The sequence below is a fragment of the Calothrix sp. NIES-2098 genome, from assembly GCF_963875125.1.
In the GTDB taxonomy this organism is placed as follows: Bacteria; Cyanobacteriota; Cyanobacteriia; order Cyanobacteriales; family Nostocaceae; genus Aulosira.
This window is the reverse complement of the sequence record NZ_CAWNKJ010000001.1, coordinates 4993207-5009839: the sequence shown is the minus strand read 5'-3', so window position 1 is coordinate 5009839 and position 16633 is coordinate 4993207. Positions and strand designations below refer to the sequence as shown.

Genomic DNA, 16633 nt, shown 5'->3' with positions numbered 1-16633 from the left:
TTTTAGAAAAAATCAGTCAACAGCGAAAAATCAGCATTCTAGGGCTTTTTTGACCAAAAAATGCTGACATAAGTCAGAGAAATTTGATATATCAGAAAAAGTCATGGTTATCATTGACTGCTTGATTTATCTCTAGTCCCGATCGGTTAAGTAGAATTAAATACTCTAGCAGAGAAAAATCTTCTTTTGAAGAAGATGGAGATAAAATTCCTATCTCATAGCAATTCTCCAGCAAGAGGAAATATATAATAACACGGGGACACGGATATTTATCTCTAGCCGAGTTTTTTCATACAGTCTGACTCACCTTTTGCCTTCTGCCTTTCTTGATAAAATAAGGTCACTTCAGCAGCATCATTATTTATCGTGAAAGCAGACCTCAGCGAACTTCCTTGTTCAGAGGATACACCTGTAGATAACGTAGACCGAAGGGCTTGACGAAGCCTAGATCGCAATTTTTGATGTTAGCTAAAAGGCTATACATCCCATACCTTAGCTTTTCCATCACTCTTGCAGCTGAATTGCATAAAACTATTTATCCGTTTGAAATAGGATTTTGGCTTATGTCAGACTCTATCAACTACCAATATCAATTAAGTCAAGAGTATTCCCAGCCATCGCCACATCAAACTATTTGCCAAGACTGTGTTTTTGCTAGCAATGTTACAGGAGTGATGGAGTGTAATCACCCAGACGAATTGGAGGTTAATTGTTCTACCGTTATTTTCTGCAATTCATTCCAACCTACAAAGGAAATTGACAGTCCTTGTGTATGCTTCGATGATGAGAAATAGCAACTTTCCTAATTCTTTACTTCACTCCTACTGCTTGGGGAATGATATTTGGTAATCGAGGTTGAGTGAATGAGAATTTGAGGTTGGAACCTTCAACTACAATTTCACCTTCGGGTGTTTGGATATAAAGTTTGCCTTCGGAGAAATTCACAATATTATTAGTTGTGATTGCAGGCGTTGACGCTAACTGTTCGCAAGCCTGGATATGTTCATCAGCAGTATTTGTTTGAATCACAGTTGTCGGTTCTGTTTGTGCTAATGCTGAACTCATCCAAAGCACGCGATCGCAGTTTTCTATTAATATTTCATTAAAAGTAGTTTTGATATATACGCTTTCCCTACAAAATGCCATTTCTTGAATTTTATGGAAAGTATCTCCATCAAAAACAAGTAAATCCAATTGTGTAGTATTGTTCGCTCTCTGATTCATTTGAGAACGCCACAATTTCCATAATTGTCTCGCTTCTGTATAATACATTTGGTAGCCTACAGGTAAAGGGTAATATTCATACCGCATCAACCCATTATCGCTTTTACCTCTAGGCATAAAACTATTTTCTAGCAATACCTGATTGATTAATTCCCAATAATTTGAGTTTTGTCGTACTAGAAAAAATTTAGATTGACTTTTTAAATTTATCGTAGCGAGTAAGAAGCCGTTTTTAGTTAACAATTGTATTGTCTCTGCTACTGCTTCTATACGTAAATTTTGATTAAATGAAAACCTAGTTTCACCTTGAATATATTGATGAATTAAAGTGATGTCATCTGTTGAATTTATCGTTTTCATACCCAACCAAATTACTACCCTGGTTTGTTAAGTGTGTGATTTCACGGCTGTAGAGAATTCAGAAATCAAAATTGTCTGATTCAGAACTCTTTACAGGTGGATTTCACCTATATTACTAATTACTTCTTCAAGAGCAATCTGATAAATCCGGACTTCTTATGCCAAATAAAATCAACACTTTGTTCAGTACTTATACTGAACTTATTCGTAAATATTTGATATTGAAATTAAAAGCTTTTATATCAATAATGATTTCTTGTGAGAAACTTAGAATTTGCGATTTGCAGTATATATTTTATTAATTATTTATCTAAAAAATATTAATTATGCTAATCTATAACCCATACCAAATCCCTAGTTGGAAGAGGTTATTGAACTTTGCAATAAAACTTAGTATTAAACTTTTTTCTATCTTTAACATTCCCGACTGCAAACAGCGAGCATCCACTGCCGAATTTGTACCACGAATGCGGATAGCAGACAAGACCAGACTGCTATTGTTTATAAGTATCACGCTAGTTATACTACTGAGATCTTACAGAGTAGCAGTTTTGATGCTCTACAGTTTTAAACACTGGCTAAACTCAGATAAACACAAATAAACACCGATATTCATTGATTTTTACTTGCATTTATTTATGTTTATCTTGGATGTAGCGTTAAATGTTAGCTTCTGCTAGATACGCGAGTAACGAAAACGAATCCTCAGCAGGCGTAACCAACGCAACCAAATGAGTGAAGGTTGCTCAAAGAATGTAAAAATATCACCGAAACCCTGATTAGTTTTTTGATGGTGTAACCAATGTCTCTCAGGAGTAGTGATAAATAAAATCTGACACAAAATAGTCACAGGCTTTGGAGTTTGCCAATCTAAAACACTGATGTGTCTCCACCACACATGAAACTGACCCAATAGTAGTCCAGAAATGACACCAATTGGAGAGAAAGACCACAAAATTATTGCCATTACTAAATAAGGCAATGCACCCAGAATACCATCTAATAAAACCTGGGGATTTAACGTCAAAATAGCATAATGACGGAAGTCTTTTTTCCAAGAATGGTGCGTTTTCAGGTGGAGGCTACCAAAAACATGCTCGGGTACGTGGTAAACGAAAGTCGAAAGGAAATCACCAAAAAATAATAATAGCCAAGCAACAGCGATAGCCTCAAGCATTTGTACTCCTCACATCTAGTTAAAAAAACTCCAAAGAAAAAAATGCAGATGTCATGCTTTAGATGTAGACGCTAGGAACACTGTTCTAGCTTTTCTTTGCGCAGTGCTTCTGAGGAAACCCTGCAAAGCAGTGTCCTCTAAATTTTTGTATTTATATTTGTCGGTCTACACCGCACTTGTATTGCTTAGAAAATCAGCAATTTAGAAAGTTATATGTTCTGAATCTAATGGACTGAAAGTATTGCACAGCGACCTGTAATAGCCTTGAATCTTAACTTTTGCTCTGGGTTGATGACACAAATACATCTAAACTCCAATCGGAATACCGTATTTTAGCATATTGACTTCACAATCTTCTTATTCAGGCTTACAGGATTAGCAAAGGTTGAGTTAAAAACCGTACAAATTTAGGTTAAGAAGTTCTAAGAAAATTTTCAGCATAGCAGCAACAGGAATACTGCTAAACTACAATAGGCTTTGCGCTATGAATAAGCCATACACAGCAACGCTGGAAACTAGGCAAAATGTAGGCTCTCAGGTGAGAGTAGCCTAGTTAAATTAGAGTGTTAATTACAAAAATCTTTGACAAATTCATTCACAGTTATTTTAAAATTTAGAATTAGGATATTAAATTATTAAATTAATTTAATATTAAATTTTGGTTAATAAAATTAAGGCAGATTGAAGTTTTAGGTAAGAAACTACCGAACACTGTTAACTTAAGGTGGAGTAGAGAAATTGATTAACTTCGAGCATTCCCAAGTTTTAACCTTCGATTGTTACGGCACCCTCATTGATTGGGAAAGTGGGATATTAGCAGCGTTAAAGCCACTTTTATCTAACCACAAGCATAATTTAGATGATGAAAGACTTTTGCAACTTTTTGCTGAATTTGAGGCAGAAATTCAGCAAGGAGAATATCTAAAATATAGAGAAGTCCTCAGAAGAGTAGTGGAAAAGTTTGGTGAATATTTTGGATTTACTCCTACTGCTGAAGAATTGTATGCCCTTGCTGATTCTATTAAGCATTGGCAACCTTTTCCAGATACAGTTGAGGCGCTAAAAGCTCTTAAACAGAAGTATAAGCTAGCAATTATTTCTAATGTAGATGACAATTTATTTGCCTTCTCTGCCCAAGTTTTAGAAGTTGAATTTGACTGGATTATTACAGCAGAGCAAGTAAAAAGTTACAAACCATCTCTCAACAATTTTAAAGTTGCAATTGAGAGAATTAACCAACCATTAGAAGAAATATTACACGTTGCTTGCAGTATTTATCACGATATTGTTCCAGCAAAATCTTTAGGAATATCTACAGTTTGGGTAAATCGGAGAGCAGGTAAAGAAGGTATCGGTGCTAATTTACCAGTAGTCGCTCAACCCGATTTAGAAGTTCCAGATTTGCATACTCTAGCTGTTTTGAGTATAGGGGTTAGTTATTCATAGTGTTGCTTTAAATGTCTATTGATTGCTAGGGGTTAATTGCGGATAGGCGATCCTTTTGTGATGAAATTGTTGCCAAACCTGAACAAAAATATGAGCAATTTGGGACATTTCTTGTCGTGTTAGCCCTGAATCTACTAATTGATTATCTTGCCAACGGGCTTTGAGAATTTTATTTACTATAGCCAGTGCTGCTTCTGGGGTGGCATCTTTTTGCGAACGTAACGCCGCCTCACAAGCATCAGCCAGCATGGCAATCCCGGTTTCTTTAGACTGGGGGATGGGGCCGTCATAGCGAAAATCTGATTCGTGCAACATAATGTCTGGATTATGTTTTTGTTGTTGCTGTGCTGCTTGGTAGAAATACGCAATTAATATAGTCCCCTGATGTTCGGGAATAAATGCTTGAATAGCGCTAGGGAGCTTGTAATGACGAGCCATTACCAACCCTTCACTGACGTGCTTTTTGATAATTGCCGCACTTTTCCAAGGGTCATTAATAACATCGTGTTTATTGGCTTCCCCCATTTGATTTTCAATAAATCCTAGTGGGTCGTGCATTTTACCGATGTCATGATACAGAACCCCAGCCCGCACCAGTTCCACATTACAATTTAATGACCGTGCTGCGGCTTCTGCGAGAGTGGCGACAAATAGCGTGTGCTGGAAAGTTCCGGGAGTCTCATTCGCTAGGCGTTTTAACAAAGGTCGGTTGGGATTGGACAATTCAGCCAAACGAATTGGTGTAACTAAATCAAATAAAGCTTCTAGATAGGGACTTAACCCTAGTGCTAAAATGCTCCAAATCAATCCTGCCAAACCGTTGAGGACTGCTGTACCCAGAACAGCATACCAAAGGGGAGCGATCGCAGTATTTGCCAACAGGTAAACCAATCCCTGCGTCAACCCAATTAAAATTCCCAAGGTAGCTAATTCCTCGCGCGTTCGCAGCGCTTCCCTAGGGGGAAATCGCCATTGTCCCGCCATCAAGCCGCCCAGAATTCCACCCGCGGCGCTAGCTATTAAATCATGCCAGCTAAGTTCGGTTCCAATTGAGAGCAATATCGTCAGTAACCCCATCACAGTACCCCCAATGGCAGTACCGTAGAAGCTACCCAGAAGCAAACCAATGGCGGGTAAACCTGTTAATGATTTGGTCAAGATGATGAGTAACGGCGCACTGAGAGTCAGCAGCAGAATCAAGATATAATCGTTATTTCGTAATTTGAGTTGAAGCCGTCGTTCTACTAGCCTGAAAATAACCACTGCCAAACCCACCAACCAAGTAAAGCGCATCAGATGCAACCAATCGATACCGCGTTGGCTCAACTGAAAGTGGTCTAACAATACAAAATCAGCCTGAGTAATTTTTTCTCCAGCCCTAACGATAACTTCACCTTTTTGAATGCTGACTATCGTCGGTTCTACTGCTTGTGCTGCTTTTTCGGCAATTTGCTTAGTTTGCTCGATATCTTTAATTAAATTGGCATCGACTACCTTTGATAACAATCGCTGTGCTAAAGGTTGTGCAGTTTTGGGAACAGAAACACTTACCTGCATCGCGATCGCAGAGTTCAAGTTATCTTTGGATAATCCTGGATAGATACCCTGAGCTAACATTCGGTCTAAAGCTTGACGTACCTGGATTTGAGTTTTCTGCCACTCGGTATCAGACAGGTTTAAGAAAGTAGCATCATAAAGCGTTTCATTTTCGCTCAGACTATTGAGGGTGATAGTATAGCGTTGACGGGAAGAGGCGATCGCTTTTAATAATTGAGAAGAATCTCGGTAAGTTCGCAGTTCCTTAATAGCTTGCTGTTGCGCAGAATTTAAGCCAGTCAGATTGCTATTTTTCGCCAACGTTTGCAATACTTTCTGCCATTCGGGTTCTGGTGCTTGTCGCAGGTAAGTTTGCGTGGCTGTGGATAATACTGAAGTCTTCACAAACGGGAAATTGCCCAGCTTCTCCCGGATTTTACCGCCTTGCATCAATAAGTGCTGGAGATTTTGGTGAATTTGCTCGTTCACTTGTTTATCCACAACCCATACTGCTGAAGCACCGCTACGAGCCTCCCGGCGTTTTTCTTCGGTAGTTTTTACATCTTCAACACGGGCTGAAATCGGTGCGATAAGCGTTTGAGGAGCTATCTTACCGACATCCAATTGTGGTTGGTCATAAAAACGGTAGCCTAGTCCACTTGAGAGCGATAATACGACAAGCAAAAACATCCCAGTAGAATAGAGACGGTTTTTCAAATGCAATCGCCTACTCTTGGGTGCAGTTTGCCTGTCAGACTTACGAAATAAACTCAAACATCACCCCCAAAAACTACGCCATTATCCTGCTTGTCAAGTCTAATTGGGCGATATCTATACCACTGACCAATCTATTTTATCTACAATTTTGAGAACTGTTCGGTAACGTTTAGTGCAAATAACATCACATAGCGATCGCAACTAATTCTATGAAATTTCTGCTACCAATCCTATCACCGCTAATTGCGATTGCTTGTGCCCTGATCGTCGGTGCTATCCTCATCATATTTGCTGGGGCGAATCCGATCGCCGCCTACACAGCTTTATTTCAAGAATCTCTTTCTACTTACTTTGGATTTGGTAACACCCTCACCAAAATGACACCGCTATTATTCACCAGTTTAGGAGTGTTAGTTGCATTGCGGGCTGGGCAATTTAATATTGGTGGGGAAGGACAAATTTATCTCGGTGCGTTGGGAAGTACTTTAATTGGGTTATATGTGCAAGGATTACCTGGTCTGATTCATATTCCCTTAGCACTTTTAGTAGGATTTCTGTTTGGCGCAGTTTGGGGTGGGATTCCTGGCTATCTGAAAGCAGTACGGGGAGTAAATGAAGTAATTACTACGTTGTTACTCAACTATATTGCAGTGAATTTAGTTAGTTACCTCGTACAAAATCCCTTGATGGCTCCAGGTGCGCCTAGCCCTTATTCGCCGCTAATTGCCAAATCAGCACAACTACCGATTATCTTACCGCAGAGTCTCGCCCATGCTGGGATTTTATTGGCTTTAATTGCCGCTGGGATTTTATGGGTGTTATTAGTGCGATCGCCCCTAGGATACCAAATTACGGCAGTGGGATTTAACCCCATTGCTGCCCGTTATGCTCGGATGCCTGTTGAACGGACAATTATGTTGGTGATGGCGTTAGCGGGGGGGTTAGCTGGTTTGGCGGGGAGTTGTGAGGTAATGGGGTTGAAATATCGGCTATTTGAACAAGTTTCTCCTGGTTATGGATTTGATGCAATTGCGATCGCTTTTTTAAGTCGTGGTAGTGTTATTGGTGTAGTATTGACTTCTTTGTTTTTTGCGGCGCTGCGCAGTGGTGCAAATGTAATGCAGCGAAGTGCAGGTGTGCCGGTGACTGTGGTTTACGCGATTCAGGGGTTGACGGTGTTGTTTATTGCTGTCAGCCTGGCGGTGGAAAGGGAACTAAGAGTAGAAACGCAAAGGGATGCGGAGGTTTAACGCAGAGGTTCGCAAAGATTTTTCTGTGTTTCTCTGCGTTTAAAAATAGCTTTATGAATAATCTCAACTTTTTCTCTGATTACTTGGTAGCTACTTTACGTTTAGCTGTACCCTTAGGATTTGCTGCCCTAGGTGGATTGTACTCGGAACGGTCGGGTGTGTTAAATATCGCCTTGGAAGGGATGTTGCTCGCTGGCGCTTTTACGAGTGCTGCTGCCACCTTCTACACTGGTAATCCTTGGCTTGGCCTTCTGGCGGCTTTGATTGCTGGGGGATTAGTAGGTTTACTCCATGCTTTTTTGTGTGTAACTTTGCGCGTCGATCAATTAGTATCTGGGTTAGCAATTAATCTTGTCGCTGCTGGGTTAACATCATTTTTGGCAAGGCTGGTATTTAGCGGTAGCAGTACACAGCAATTACCGGGAATTGGGGTAATTACGATTCCTGGTTTAGCTAATATTCCCTTGCTAGGTTCGCTACTATTTCAGCAAGATATTTTAGTATATTTGCTATTTATATTAGTTGTTGGGACTACTTACATTTTATTTAAAACTAGCTTTGGATTAACATTGCGGGCTGTGGGGGAATCTCCTAAAGCTGCTGATACGGCGGGAATTTCCGTGCAAATTGTCCGGTATATCGCTGTGATAATTAGTGGCTGTCTTGCGAGTTTAGGCGGTGCTTATTTAACTTTGGTACAGGTAAGATTCTTTGCCGAAGGGATGAGTGCTGGTAAGGGATTTATTGCGATCGCCGCTTTAATTTTTGGCAGATGGCATCCTATATATAGTGCTTTAGCTTGTTTGCTGTTTGGCGCTACAGAAGCTTTACAGCTGCGAATTCAGGCGTTAGGTGTAAATATCCCTTACCAATTTTTAGTTATGCTACCTTATGCGATCGCTTTATTGGCATTAGTGGGATTAGCGGGGAAATCTACACCACCCAAAGCTTTAGGCACCCCCTACTTTAGAGAAAATCGGCACTCCGACTAATTTATCTTGTACCAAATAAGCGATCGCCTGCATCACCTAATCCGGGAATAATATAGCCGTGTTCGTCCAAATGGTCATCAATCGCAGCCGTGTACAGGGGTACATCGGGATGCACCTCGCAGAAATGCTGAATCCCTTCCGGTGCAGCGAGTAAACAGACAAACTTAATCGATAACGGATTAGTAGATTTCAACCTTTCCACCGCCGCCACCGCAGAATTACCCGTTGCTAGCATCGGATCGACAACGATCATGTCTCGTTGCTCTACATCATATGGAACCTTAAAATAATACTCCACAGGAATCAGAGTTTTCGGGTCGCGGTACAAACCCACGTGTCCCACCCTTGCTGAGGGAATCAACTCCAACATTCCATCTAAAATGCCCTGTCCCGCACGCATAATCGAAACTAACACCAGCTTTTTATCAGGCGCAAGCACAGGCGCGTTCATTGGTGCAAGTGGTGTTTTAATCTCTTCGTATTTCAGCGGTAAATCCCGCGTTACTTCATAAGCCAACAACAAACTAACTTCTTTAACGAGGTTACGAAATTTCGTCGTACTAGTTTCAGCTTTCCGCATTAGCGTTAGTTTGTGCTGAATTAATGGATGTTCAATTAACGTTACTTGATTTTTGTCATTTGTCATTGGTCATTTGTCATTTGTCATTGGGAATAGGGCATTGGGCATGGGGCATTTCTTCCTCATCCCCCTTATCCCCACTGTTCAATCAGAATACCGTGCCATCACTTTCTATTTGTATGGGGGGTATACCACCTGTTCTGAGTTGGGCGGCGATTTTGCGCCCAGCTGTCCAAGTTCCCCCTTGGAGGATTTTCACCAATGGTAGTTCCTCGGTACTCATACTCAACTTTTCGCGGACTGTAGCAGCGATTCTATCCAAAAGAATTACCGTTAAAGCTCGCCATTCAACTATAACTGCCGATGCTACTGAGTGAGACGAAGTTAAAATATCTGGATTTTTCACACTAATGAGTCCTAAGTCGAGACATAAGCCGCCATTACGATATTCTGGTAAACCAGTGAGTCGATCTAGATCGGTAATTTTTAACCCAAGTTCTTGCAGTGGTTCTAATAAAGAATATGTCAACCACTGAGATAGCTTATGAAAAGGTACTAGACCATCATCGCCAATAGCTGGATGTTGCCATACATCGCCCAAATTTACCCCAGCTATCTCTAATCTTGCCGGCCAGATATCACTCAGCCCTTCCAGCACGGCATTTAATACAGTTTTAGCTGCTAACTCCCCATTTTCCGACTTACCCAACAGATAACGAACCAAATTCCCCGGACGAGGATTGTTATCTCCAAACAGATGGGGTGAAGCCAGTAAAACTTGACCTAACTTTTGTAATAAATTCAACCTTCCCGCAATTCCCACCAAAGGATTTTCCGAACTTACCTGAAACCCTGTAGCTAATTCTGCCTCAGTTAATGCTTGTAACCGCAAAGCATCAACCTGTGGTAAACCCTCATTCGCAAAATTACCTTGACAAAACATCTGGAAACTCGCCACCGCCAACCCTTCAGAACGCCCCAATCTCAAACCAGTTTCCTGCTCGTAATAATGCCATTTATCCCCAGCACCCGCATCCAACAACACGCTGACAATTACCAAATCAAACTTAGCTGCCGCCTTCTCCACCGCCGACAGATCAGCCAACAAATTATCCAACTTAGCTAATCTCTGCACACTTCCAACTTCAAAATGTCGCCACCGACTATGAAACGGAATATCCAGATTCGGATATTCTCCGCGTATCACCTCAATTACATAATCCGCAACCCTCCCCAACTGCGTCAAATCACACACAAAATTCTCTGACTTACCCTCACACACCCAAGAACACAATTGCCCACACCGTTCCCGAATCGCCTCCGGCGAACGAAGATATGCAACTAACCTCTCTTCCTCCCTTGGCGTTTTTGGCGTCTTGGCGGTAGCCTGCGGCAAGCCGCTGTCGCGTCTACGTTTCTCCATCCTTCACCTCCTGATACACCTTGGAAGGATAAAGGATAAAACTTCATCCTTCATCCTTCCCACTTTACCCTTCCAAATCTCGCCCCTTCACCTCACTCAAACTCTCACCATCTAACACGTCACCTGTGGTATAGTAACCAGCCGCTTTCTTCGCCTCAATTTCCACCCGTGCATCTTGAGGAATCAAATCCTCTGGAATGGGCACCCGTTCGACAATTTCAATCCCCGCTTGGGTAATGGCGTTGTATTTCATATTACTCATCGACACCATGCGGTCAATACGGGTAATACCCAACCAATGCAACATATCGGGCATCAACTCCTGAAAGCGCATATCTTGGACTCCCGCTACACATTCTGTCCGGGCAAAGTAGGCATCAGCGCGATCGCCTCCTTCTTGGCGCTTCCTGGCATTATAAACTAAGAATTTCGTCACCTCTCCCAAGGCGCGTCCTTCTTTGCGACAGTAGACTATTACACCCACACCTCCCTCTTGTGCGGTTTGTACGCAGACTTCAATTCCATGTACTAAATAAGGACGACAGGTACAGATATCAGAACCAAACACATCAGAACCGTTGCATTCATCATGTACCCGTACCGCTAAGGGTTTATGCGGATCGGCGATCGCGGCAACATCACCGACAATGTAAACAGTTACACCCCCAATCGGTGGTAAAAATACTTCTAAATCAGAACGTGTCACCAATTCGGGGAACATCCCCCCAGTTTGTTCAAATAAAGCGCGACGTAAATCTGCTTCTGCGATGCCAAAGCGCTTGGCAATTCCCGGTAAATACCACACTGGCTCAATCGCCGCCTTAGTGACAACCAAATCGCCACCAGGTTTCATAATTTTGCCATCAACCTGCAACCGCCCTTTTTCCACCGCGTCTTGCAATTCCGGCATATTAATGTGCGCCTGAGTAATGGCGATCGTTGGGCGGATGTCATATCCTTGGGCGTAATAGGAGGCAAACACCTCACTAGCTACTGCCCCAAACGGGTCAAGGGAAACAATTTTATCGAGATCGCCCCAGCTAGGATGGGGGCCAATATGGGTGACAGGAGATGTGTTAGTTAGATCGGCGCGATGATCTGACTGTAAAGCACCGCTAGCCACCGCTAGAGCGCGATACACAGCATAACTACCAGAATGAGTGCCAATTACATTCCGGTGCGCTTGCTTAGTCAACGTGGCAATAATCGGGCCGCGTTGCATGGGATCGGCGGCTCCCCAGCTAATGGGGATTGGTTTGGGGCCAAAACTATGGGGATGGGATGTCAGAACAATATGCCTGGAGACACTATTTGGCTTTGGCATAGTCAATTTATTTGTTTTGTGATGTTTTTATCAACTATTAGTCAATAGGGGTTTGTCAACTACCAACAGTTGGCTTTTATTTTTAAATTTATGATGTACTAAGAGCTAGTTAACCATGAATTTACATATTGAAACCCGTACTTCTAGTATTACTCAATACCTAAAAATAACAACACGGAAATTGCCCATTTTGGAATTTTAAAAAGAGAATTTAAAGTTAACTTTAAAAATGACTAAGTAGAGAATTTTGTGCGAAAGTTGATATATAAATACATTTACCTAGACCTAATTTATGGATTCTTTATCTATCAACTCTTTACTTGAAGATTTGAAAAACTCCAATGCTGCAATCCGGGAGCAAGCAACTAAAAAAATATGGCGCATCTGGTTTCAGCAAAAAGGAATTTACGGGTTGGAGAAAATTGACCACAGTCAAAAGTTGTTAGATGCAGGTGAAACTACTGAAGCCGAAAAAGTCCTAACCCAACTAATTACAGAACAACCAGATTTTGCCGAGGCATGGAATCGTCGTGCTTTTCTTTACTACAGCATTGGCGATTATCAAAAGTCCTTAGCAGATTGTCAGATGGTTATTAATCTCAATCCCGTACATTTTGGCGCACTTCACGGTATGGGTTTGTGTTATGCCGCATTAGGAAAGTATCGGGAAGCAATCCAAGCTTTTCAACGCGCTCTACTAATTCAACCTTATTCTGTGGTGAATCAAAAGTTGATTCTAGAATGCACATTCAGAATCAGCTAAAACATCACAACTCAAAGAGCGTTATCTTTTTCCATGAATCATTCTCCATCTCCATCAACAGCAATTTATCGCCTTAGTCGCCGTCAGTTTATTCAGTATAGTTGCATCAGTATTGGTAGCAGTTTGATTGCCGCCTGTGCTAATAGCAACCAAAAATTATCTACTAATTCAGGGTTAGATAAAGTTACCTTTGGTACAAATTGGATTGCCCAAGCAGAACACGGCGGATTTTATCAGGCGATCGCCACTGGAATTTACAAAAACTACGGTCTGGATGTCACTATTAAAATGGGTGGACCCCAAGTACCTAGTGGAACCCAGTTATTGATGGGAGGAGCAGTAGATTTTTTCATGGGTTATGGCGTTGATGCCATAAATGCAATAGCACAAAATATTCCGAAAATCACGGTAGCGGCAATATTTCAAAAAGACCCCCAGTGTATCATTTCCCATCCCAACACAGCAATTAAAAGTCTTGCCGATCTCAAAGGCAAACCGATTTATGTCTCTGCTGCTGCTAACGTTACTTTTTGGCCAATTCTCAAAGCTAAGTATGGTTTTAGTGACGAACAAAAACGTCCTTATAACTTTAATCCTGCCCCATTTCTAGCCGATAAAACCTCAGCACAACAAGGCTACATCACATCCGAACCCTTCGCTATTGAAAAGCAAGGTGGGTTTAAGCCGATAGTATTTTTACTAGCAGATTATGGTTATCCAGCATACGCAACGACTATAGAGACTAAGAAAGAATTAGTAGAAAAAAATCCAGATTTAGTACAACGCTTTGTTGACGCCTCAATTAAAGGTTGGTACAGCTACTTAGAAAATCCCCAACCAGGTAATCAATTAATCAAAAAAGATAATCCAGAAATGACAGATGAGCAGCTAGCTTATAGCATTCCTAAACTTAAAGAATATGGGATTATCTTATCTGGGGAAGCCGAAAAACTCGGTATTGGGGCAATGACCGACGCAAGATGGAAATCGCTATTCGATAGCATGGTAAATACCGGACTTTCTCAGCCTCATGTTAACTATAAAGATGCATTTACCTTGCAATTTGTGAATCAAGGTATAGATTATTACAAATCATAGATAGTAATTTATAGCGTTTCTTAATCTGCTGAGATATGAATTGACAGCAGAATTGTGCATTATGAAGTAAAACAAGTTTACTGTCTTACTAACAACTTAGAAAGTAAATCTAAATTTATGAGTAACTGAAGACGAAGAACATAAAATTAAGTGAGGGCAGTTAATTGATTTTGCTATTACGTGAGCGTGCTACTGGTGAACAACTTGAGCAAATGCTCCAACAACACAAGTTTTATGTGAAACTTGCGGTTGATCTGGAGCGTAGAGTGTTGATTGGTGGTGGTGATATGCACTATGACTGCGAACAAGCTTTAATACAAGATGGTAGCCGCCAGGAAAATATCTGGGCAGCAAGTTTTATGCCTGCTACTGGCAAGATTATTTTTGAATCAATTGTCAACCTGCGCCCGCGTCAGAATCGTTCAATGGAAATTTTAGACCCTATTATTAGAGAAAGGGTTGCTCAACTGATTAACGAGTTTCTGGGAAATTTATGATTGAATTGACACCACAACAACAAAGTTTTGTACAAGATGATGTCCCCACTCGTTTGCATCATCTAGCTACACATCTATCACAAATTAATTCCTTGTGGACTCAAGACTCTTCCCAGGACTTAATAATGGCTCTAGTCAAAGAAAGCAGATATTTTATCGAATGGACTGTCCCCGACATGGTGACAGCAGACGATATTGACCAAGCAGCAGAATTGGTTGATTTGGGTCGTGTTTTGACTCGTTGGTTATTTAATTGGGATAACATCTGGTCTGATGATGAACAAAAGCAAGTTGCTGCTGGACAAATACAAGATTGGTTGTGTCGGGTTTTGGATATATCAAGTACAGAAACTAAGTCACTGAGTGCTTAACTGATTTACCATTGTTGATTATCCAACACTTATAATAGCGAAATTGTACTGAAAATTTCAGCGATCGCAGCCACAGGAATGAAAGAAGCAATCGCTCAAATATATCAGTTCATATTGCGAAATCAAGCAGTCTTCAATGACTTAAGTTGTTTGCCAACCCGCATCAACTCTACAGCAGCTCTTGTATAGCCTATGGGGTAATAGAAAAGCGGCAAATCCCTAAATCGCCAATTGAGACAACAGTAAAAAAAGAATTGGCTTCGATATTTCCATAATGAATAACCTTCCCGCTATTAAACTCAATCACATTAGCAAAATCTACACTAATGGCACTGTTGCCCTGCAAGACATAAATTTAGCTATTCCAGAAGCAGAATTTGTCAGCTTAGTTGGGCCTTCCGGCTGTGGTAAAAGTACAGTGCTACGATTAATTGCCGGACTGGGACGAGAGAGTTCTGGTAGTATTGATTGGGGTTTTTCGCCACAAGCACGAAAACTCGCCTTTGTGTTTCAAGACGCGGCACTCATGCCTTGGGCAACGGTGAGAGAAAATGTCCGCCTCCCCCTAAAGCTGGCGAAAGTACCCCAAAAAGATGCGAATTACTTAGTACAGCAGACATTAGCATTAGTAGGATTAGAAAAGTTTGCACATTGCTACCCCCGCGAGTTATCTGGGGGGATGAAAATGCGAGTATCAATTGCTCGTGCTTTAGTGACTCAGCCAAATATTCTCTTAATGGATGAGCCATTTGGGGCGTTAGATGAAATTAATCGCAGCAAACTCAACAGCGATTTACTAGATTTATGGCAGCAACATCGGTGGACGGTAGTTTTTGTCACTCATAATATTTACGAAGCGGTATACTTATCAAATCGCGTGCTGGTGATGGGGATAAATCCAGGACGAATAGTTGCAGAGATAGAAATTGATGCGCCTTACCCCCGCACTGAAGCCTTTCGTACCTCATCTTTGTATATTGAATATTGCCGCAAAGTTTCCCAGTCGCTAGCGGTAGCTATGAATCATTCTGACAATACTGAATTTTGAATGTTTACCCGTCGTCCACAATTGCAAAAGAAACCTACTAAATTACTATCAACTGATGTTTGGGCACCAGTATTCGTGGGGATTTTAGTATTGGTGTTATGGGATATTTTAGTGCGAGTGACACATTTACCTCCCTATATACTTCCAGGGCCGATCTTAGTATTTCAAACCTTGATTAATGACTGGAATGAGCTTTTCTCTTCATTATTAATTACTCTACAAATCACAGTTTTTGCCTTTATTGCTGCTGCTATTTCTGGTTTACTGATAGCGATATTGTTTACTCAAAGTAAATGGATTGAACGCAGCTTATTTCCCTATGCAGTCATTTTACAGACAACTCCGATAGTAGCGATCGCACCTTTAATAATACTTTGGCTAAAAAATAACACCTTTGCCGCCTTAGTAGTTTGCGCCTGGATAGTTGCTTTTTTCCCCATCGTTTCCAACACTACCCTCGGACTCAACAGCGTTGACCGCAACTTGCTCAACTTATTCCAACTCTACAAAGCCTCTCGTTGGCAAACTCTACTGTATCTGCGCTTACCCAGTGCCATGCCATACTTCTTAGGGGGATTAAAAATTAGTGGGGGTTTGGCTTTAATTGGTGCAGTTGTCGCTGAATTTGTCGCTGGGACAGGTGGCGCAAAATCAGGTATCGCCTATCGCATTCTCATTTCCAGCTATAACCTACAAATCCCCCGAATGTTCGCAGCATTATTCCTGACAACGGCTTTAGGAGTCTTAATTTTTATCAGCTTGAGTGCTTTATCCGATTTTATATTAAGTAAATGGCACGAAAGCGCCGTTAAAAATGAAAACTAGAA

Annotated in this window: 16 protein-coding genes; 10 read left to right on the top strand and 6 right to left on the bottom strand. The window is 41.2% G+C overall.

What is annotated here, in order from left to right; genetic code table 11:
- Positions 1-563 precede the first annotated feature (563 nt).
- Positions 564-794, top strand: a complete 231-nt coding sequence (locus AACU33_RS21015) for a hypothetical protein (protein ID WP_096595331.1) — start codon at positions 564-566, stop codon at positions 792-794.
- Between the two features lie 16 nt (positions 795-810).
- Here the strand turns inward: AACU33_RS21015 and AACU33_RS21010 are convergent, their stop codons facing one another.
- Entirely contained in the window at positions 811-1584 is a 774-nt protein-coding gene (locus AACU33_RS21010; RefSeq protein WP_096590491.1) for a hypothetical protein, read from the bottom strand.
- 676 nt (positions 1585-2260) lie between these two features.
- Positions 2261-2761 (bottom strand): sterol desaturase family protein, encoded by a 501-nt coding sequence (locus AACU33_RS21005; RefSeq protein WP_096590490.1) that lies wholly within the window; start codon positions 2759-2761, stop codon positions 2261-2263.
- Positions 2762-3499: 738 nt separating this feature from the next.
- Here AACU33_RS21005 and AACU33_RS21000 point away from each other — a divergent pair.
- Positions 3500-4207 carry a haloacid dehalogenase type II gene (locus AACU33_RS21000; protein ID WP_096590489.1) on the top strand — a complete coding sequence of 236 codons (708 nt, stop codon included), beginning with the start codon at positions 3500-3502 and terminating at the stop codon, positions 4205-4207.
- Between the two features lie 15 nt (positions 4208-4222).
- Here the strand turns inward: AACU33_RS21000 and AACU33_RS20995 are convergent, their stop codons facing one another.
- The gene (locus tag AACU33_RS20995) at positions 4223-6433 is read right to left on the bottom strand and encodes an HDIG domain-containing metalloprotein (RefSeq protein ID WP_096590488.1); all 2211 of its coding nucleotides are present in this window, start codon (positions 6431-6433) and stop codon (positions 4223-4225) included.
- Positions 6434-6669: 236 nt separating this feature from the next.
- Here AACU33_RS20995 and AACU33_RS20990 point away from each other — a divergent pair, with 236 nt between their 5' ends.
- Positions 6670-7710: an ABC transporter permease gene (locus AACU33_RS20990; protein ID WP_096590487.1), complete on the top strand. Its 1041-nt coding sequence runs from the start codon at positions 6670-6672 to the stop codon at positions 7708-7710.
- Positions 7711-7763: 53 nt separating this feature from the next.
- Positions 7764-8702, top strand: a complete 939-nt coding sequence (locus AACU33_RS20985) for an ABC transporter permease (protein ID WP_096590486.1) — start codon at positions 7764-7766, stop codon at positions 8700-8702.
- A gap of 1 nt (position 8703) precedes the next feature.
- On the opposite strand, the gene upp is transcribed toward AACU33_RS20985, so the two are convergent.
- The 3 genes from upp to AACU33_RS20970 all read right to left on the bottom strand — a co-directional run bounded on the left by upp (position 8704) and on the right by AACU33_RS20970 (position 12029).
- Entirely contained in the window at positions 8704-9348 is a 645-nt protein-coding gene (gene upp / locus AACU33_RS20980) for a uracil phosphoribosyltransferase (RefSeq protein WP_096590485.1), read from the bottom strand.
- An 82-nt stretch (positions 9349-9430) separates the two neighbouring features.
- The gene (locus AACU33_RS20975) at positions 9431-10705 is read right to left on the bottom strand and encodes a URC4/urg3 family protein (protein WP_096590484.1); all 1275 of its coding nucleotides are present in this window, start codon (positions 10703-10705) and stop codon (positions 9431-9433) included.
- Between the two features lie 64 nt (positions 10706-10769).
- On the bottom strand, positions 10770-12029 hold the full coding sequence (locus AACU33_RS20970) for a GTP cyclohydrolase II (protein ID WP_096590483.1): 1260 nt from the start codon (positions 12027-12029) through the stop codon (positions 10770-10772).
- Positions 12030-12321: 292 nt separating this feature from the next.
- On the opposite strand from AACU33_RS20970, the gene AACU33_RS20965 reads away from it, so the two are divergent.
- From AACU33_RS20965 to AACU33_RS20940, 6 genes are all read left to right on the top strand, one after another.
- Positions 12322-12792, top strand: a complete 471-nt coding sequence (locus AACU33_RS20965; RefSeq protein WP_096590482.1) for a tetratricopeptide repeat protein — start codon at positions 12322-12324, stop codon at positions 12790-12792.
- A gap of 33 nt (positions 12793-12825) precedes the next feature.
- Entirely contained in the window at positions 12826-13890 is a 1065-nt protein-coding gene (locus tag AACU33_RS20960) for an ABC transporter substrate-binding protein (RefSeq protein ID WP_096590481.1), read from the top strand.
- A 164-nt stretch (positions 13891-14054) separates the two neighbouring features.
- On the top strand, positions 14055-14387 hold the full coding sequence (locus tag AACU33_RS20955; protein ID WP_096590480.1) for a DUF5674 family protein: 333 nt from the start codon (positions 14055-14057) through the stop codon (positions 14385-14387).
- Positions 14384-14758, top strand: a complete 375-nt coding sequence (locus AACU33_RS20950; RefSeq protein ID WP_096590479.1) for a hypothetical protein — start codon at positions 14384-14386, stop codon at positions 14756-14758. The genes AACU33_RS20955 and AACU33_RS20950 overlap by 4 nt, the downstream gene beginning before the upstream one ends.
- A 274-nt stretch (positions 14759-15032) precedes the next feature.
- A complete protein-coding gene (locus AACU33_RS20945; protein ID WP_096590478.1) occupies positions 15033-15806 on the top strand; it encodes an ABC transporter ATP-binding protein in 774 nt (257 codons plus the stop codon).
- Complete coding sequence (locus AACU33_RS20940) at positions 15807-16631, top strand: ABC transporter permease (protein WP_096590477.1); 825 nt, start codon at positions 15807-15809, stop codon at positions 16629-16631.
- The last annotated feature ends 2 nt before the right edge of the window (positions 16632-16633 follow it).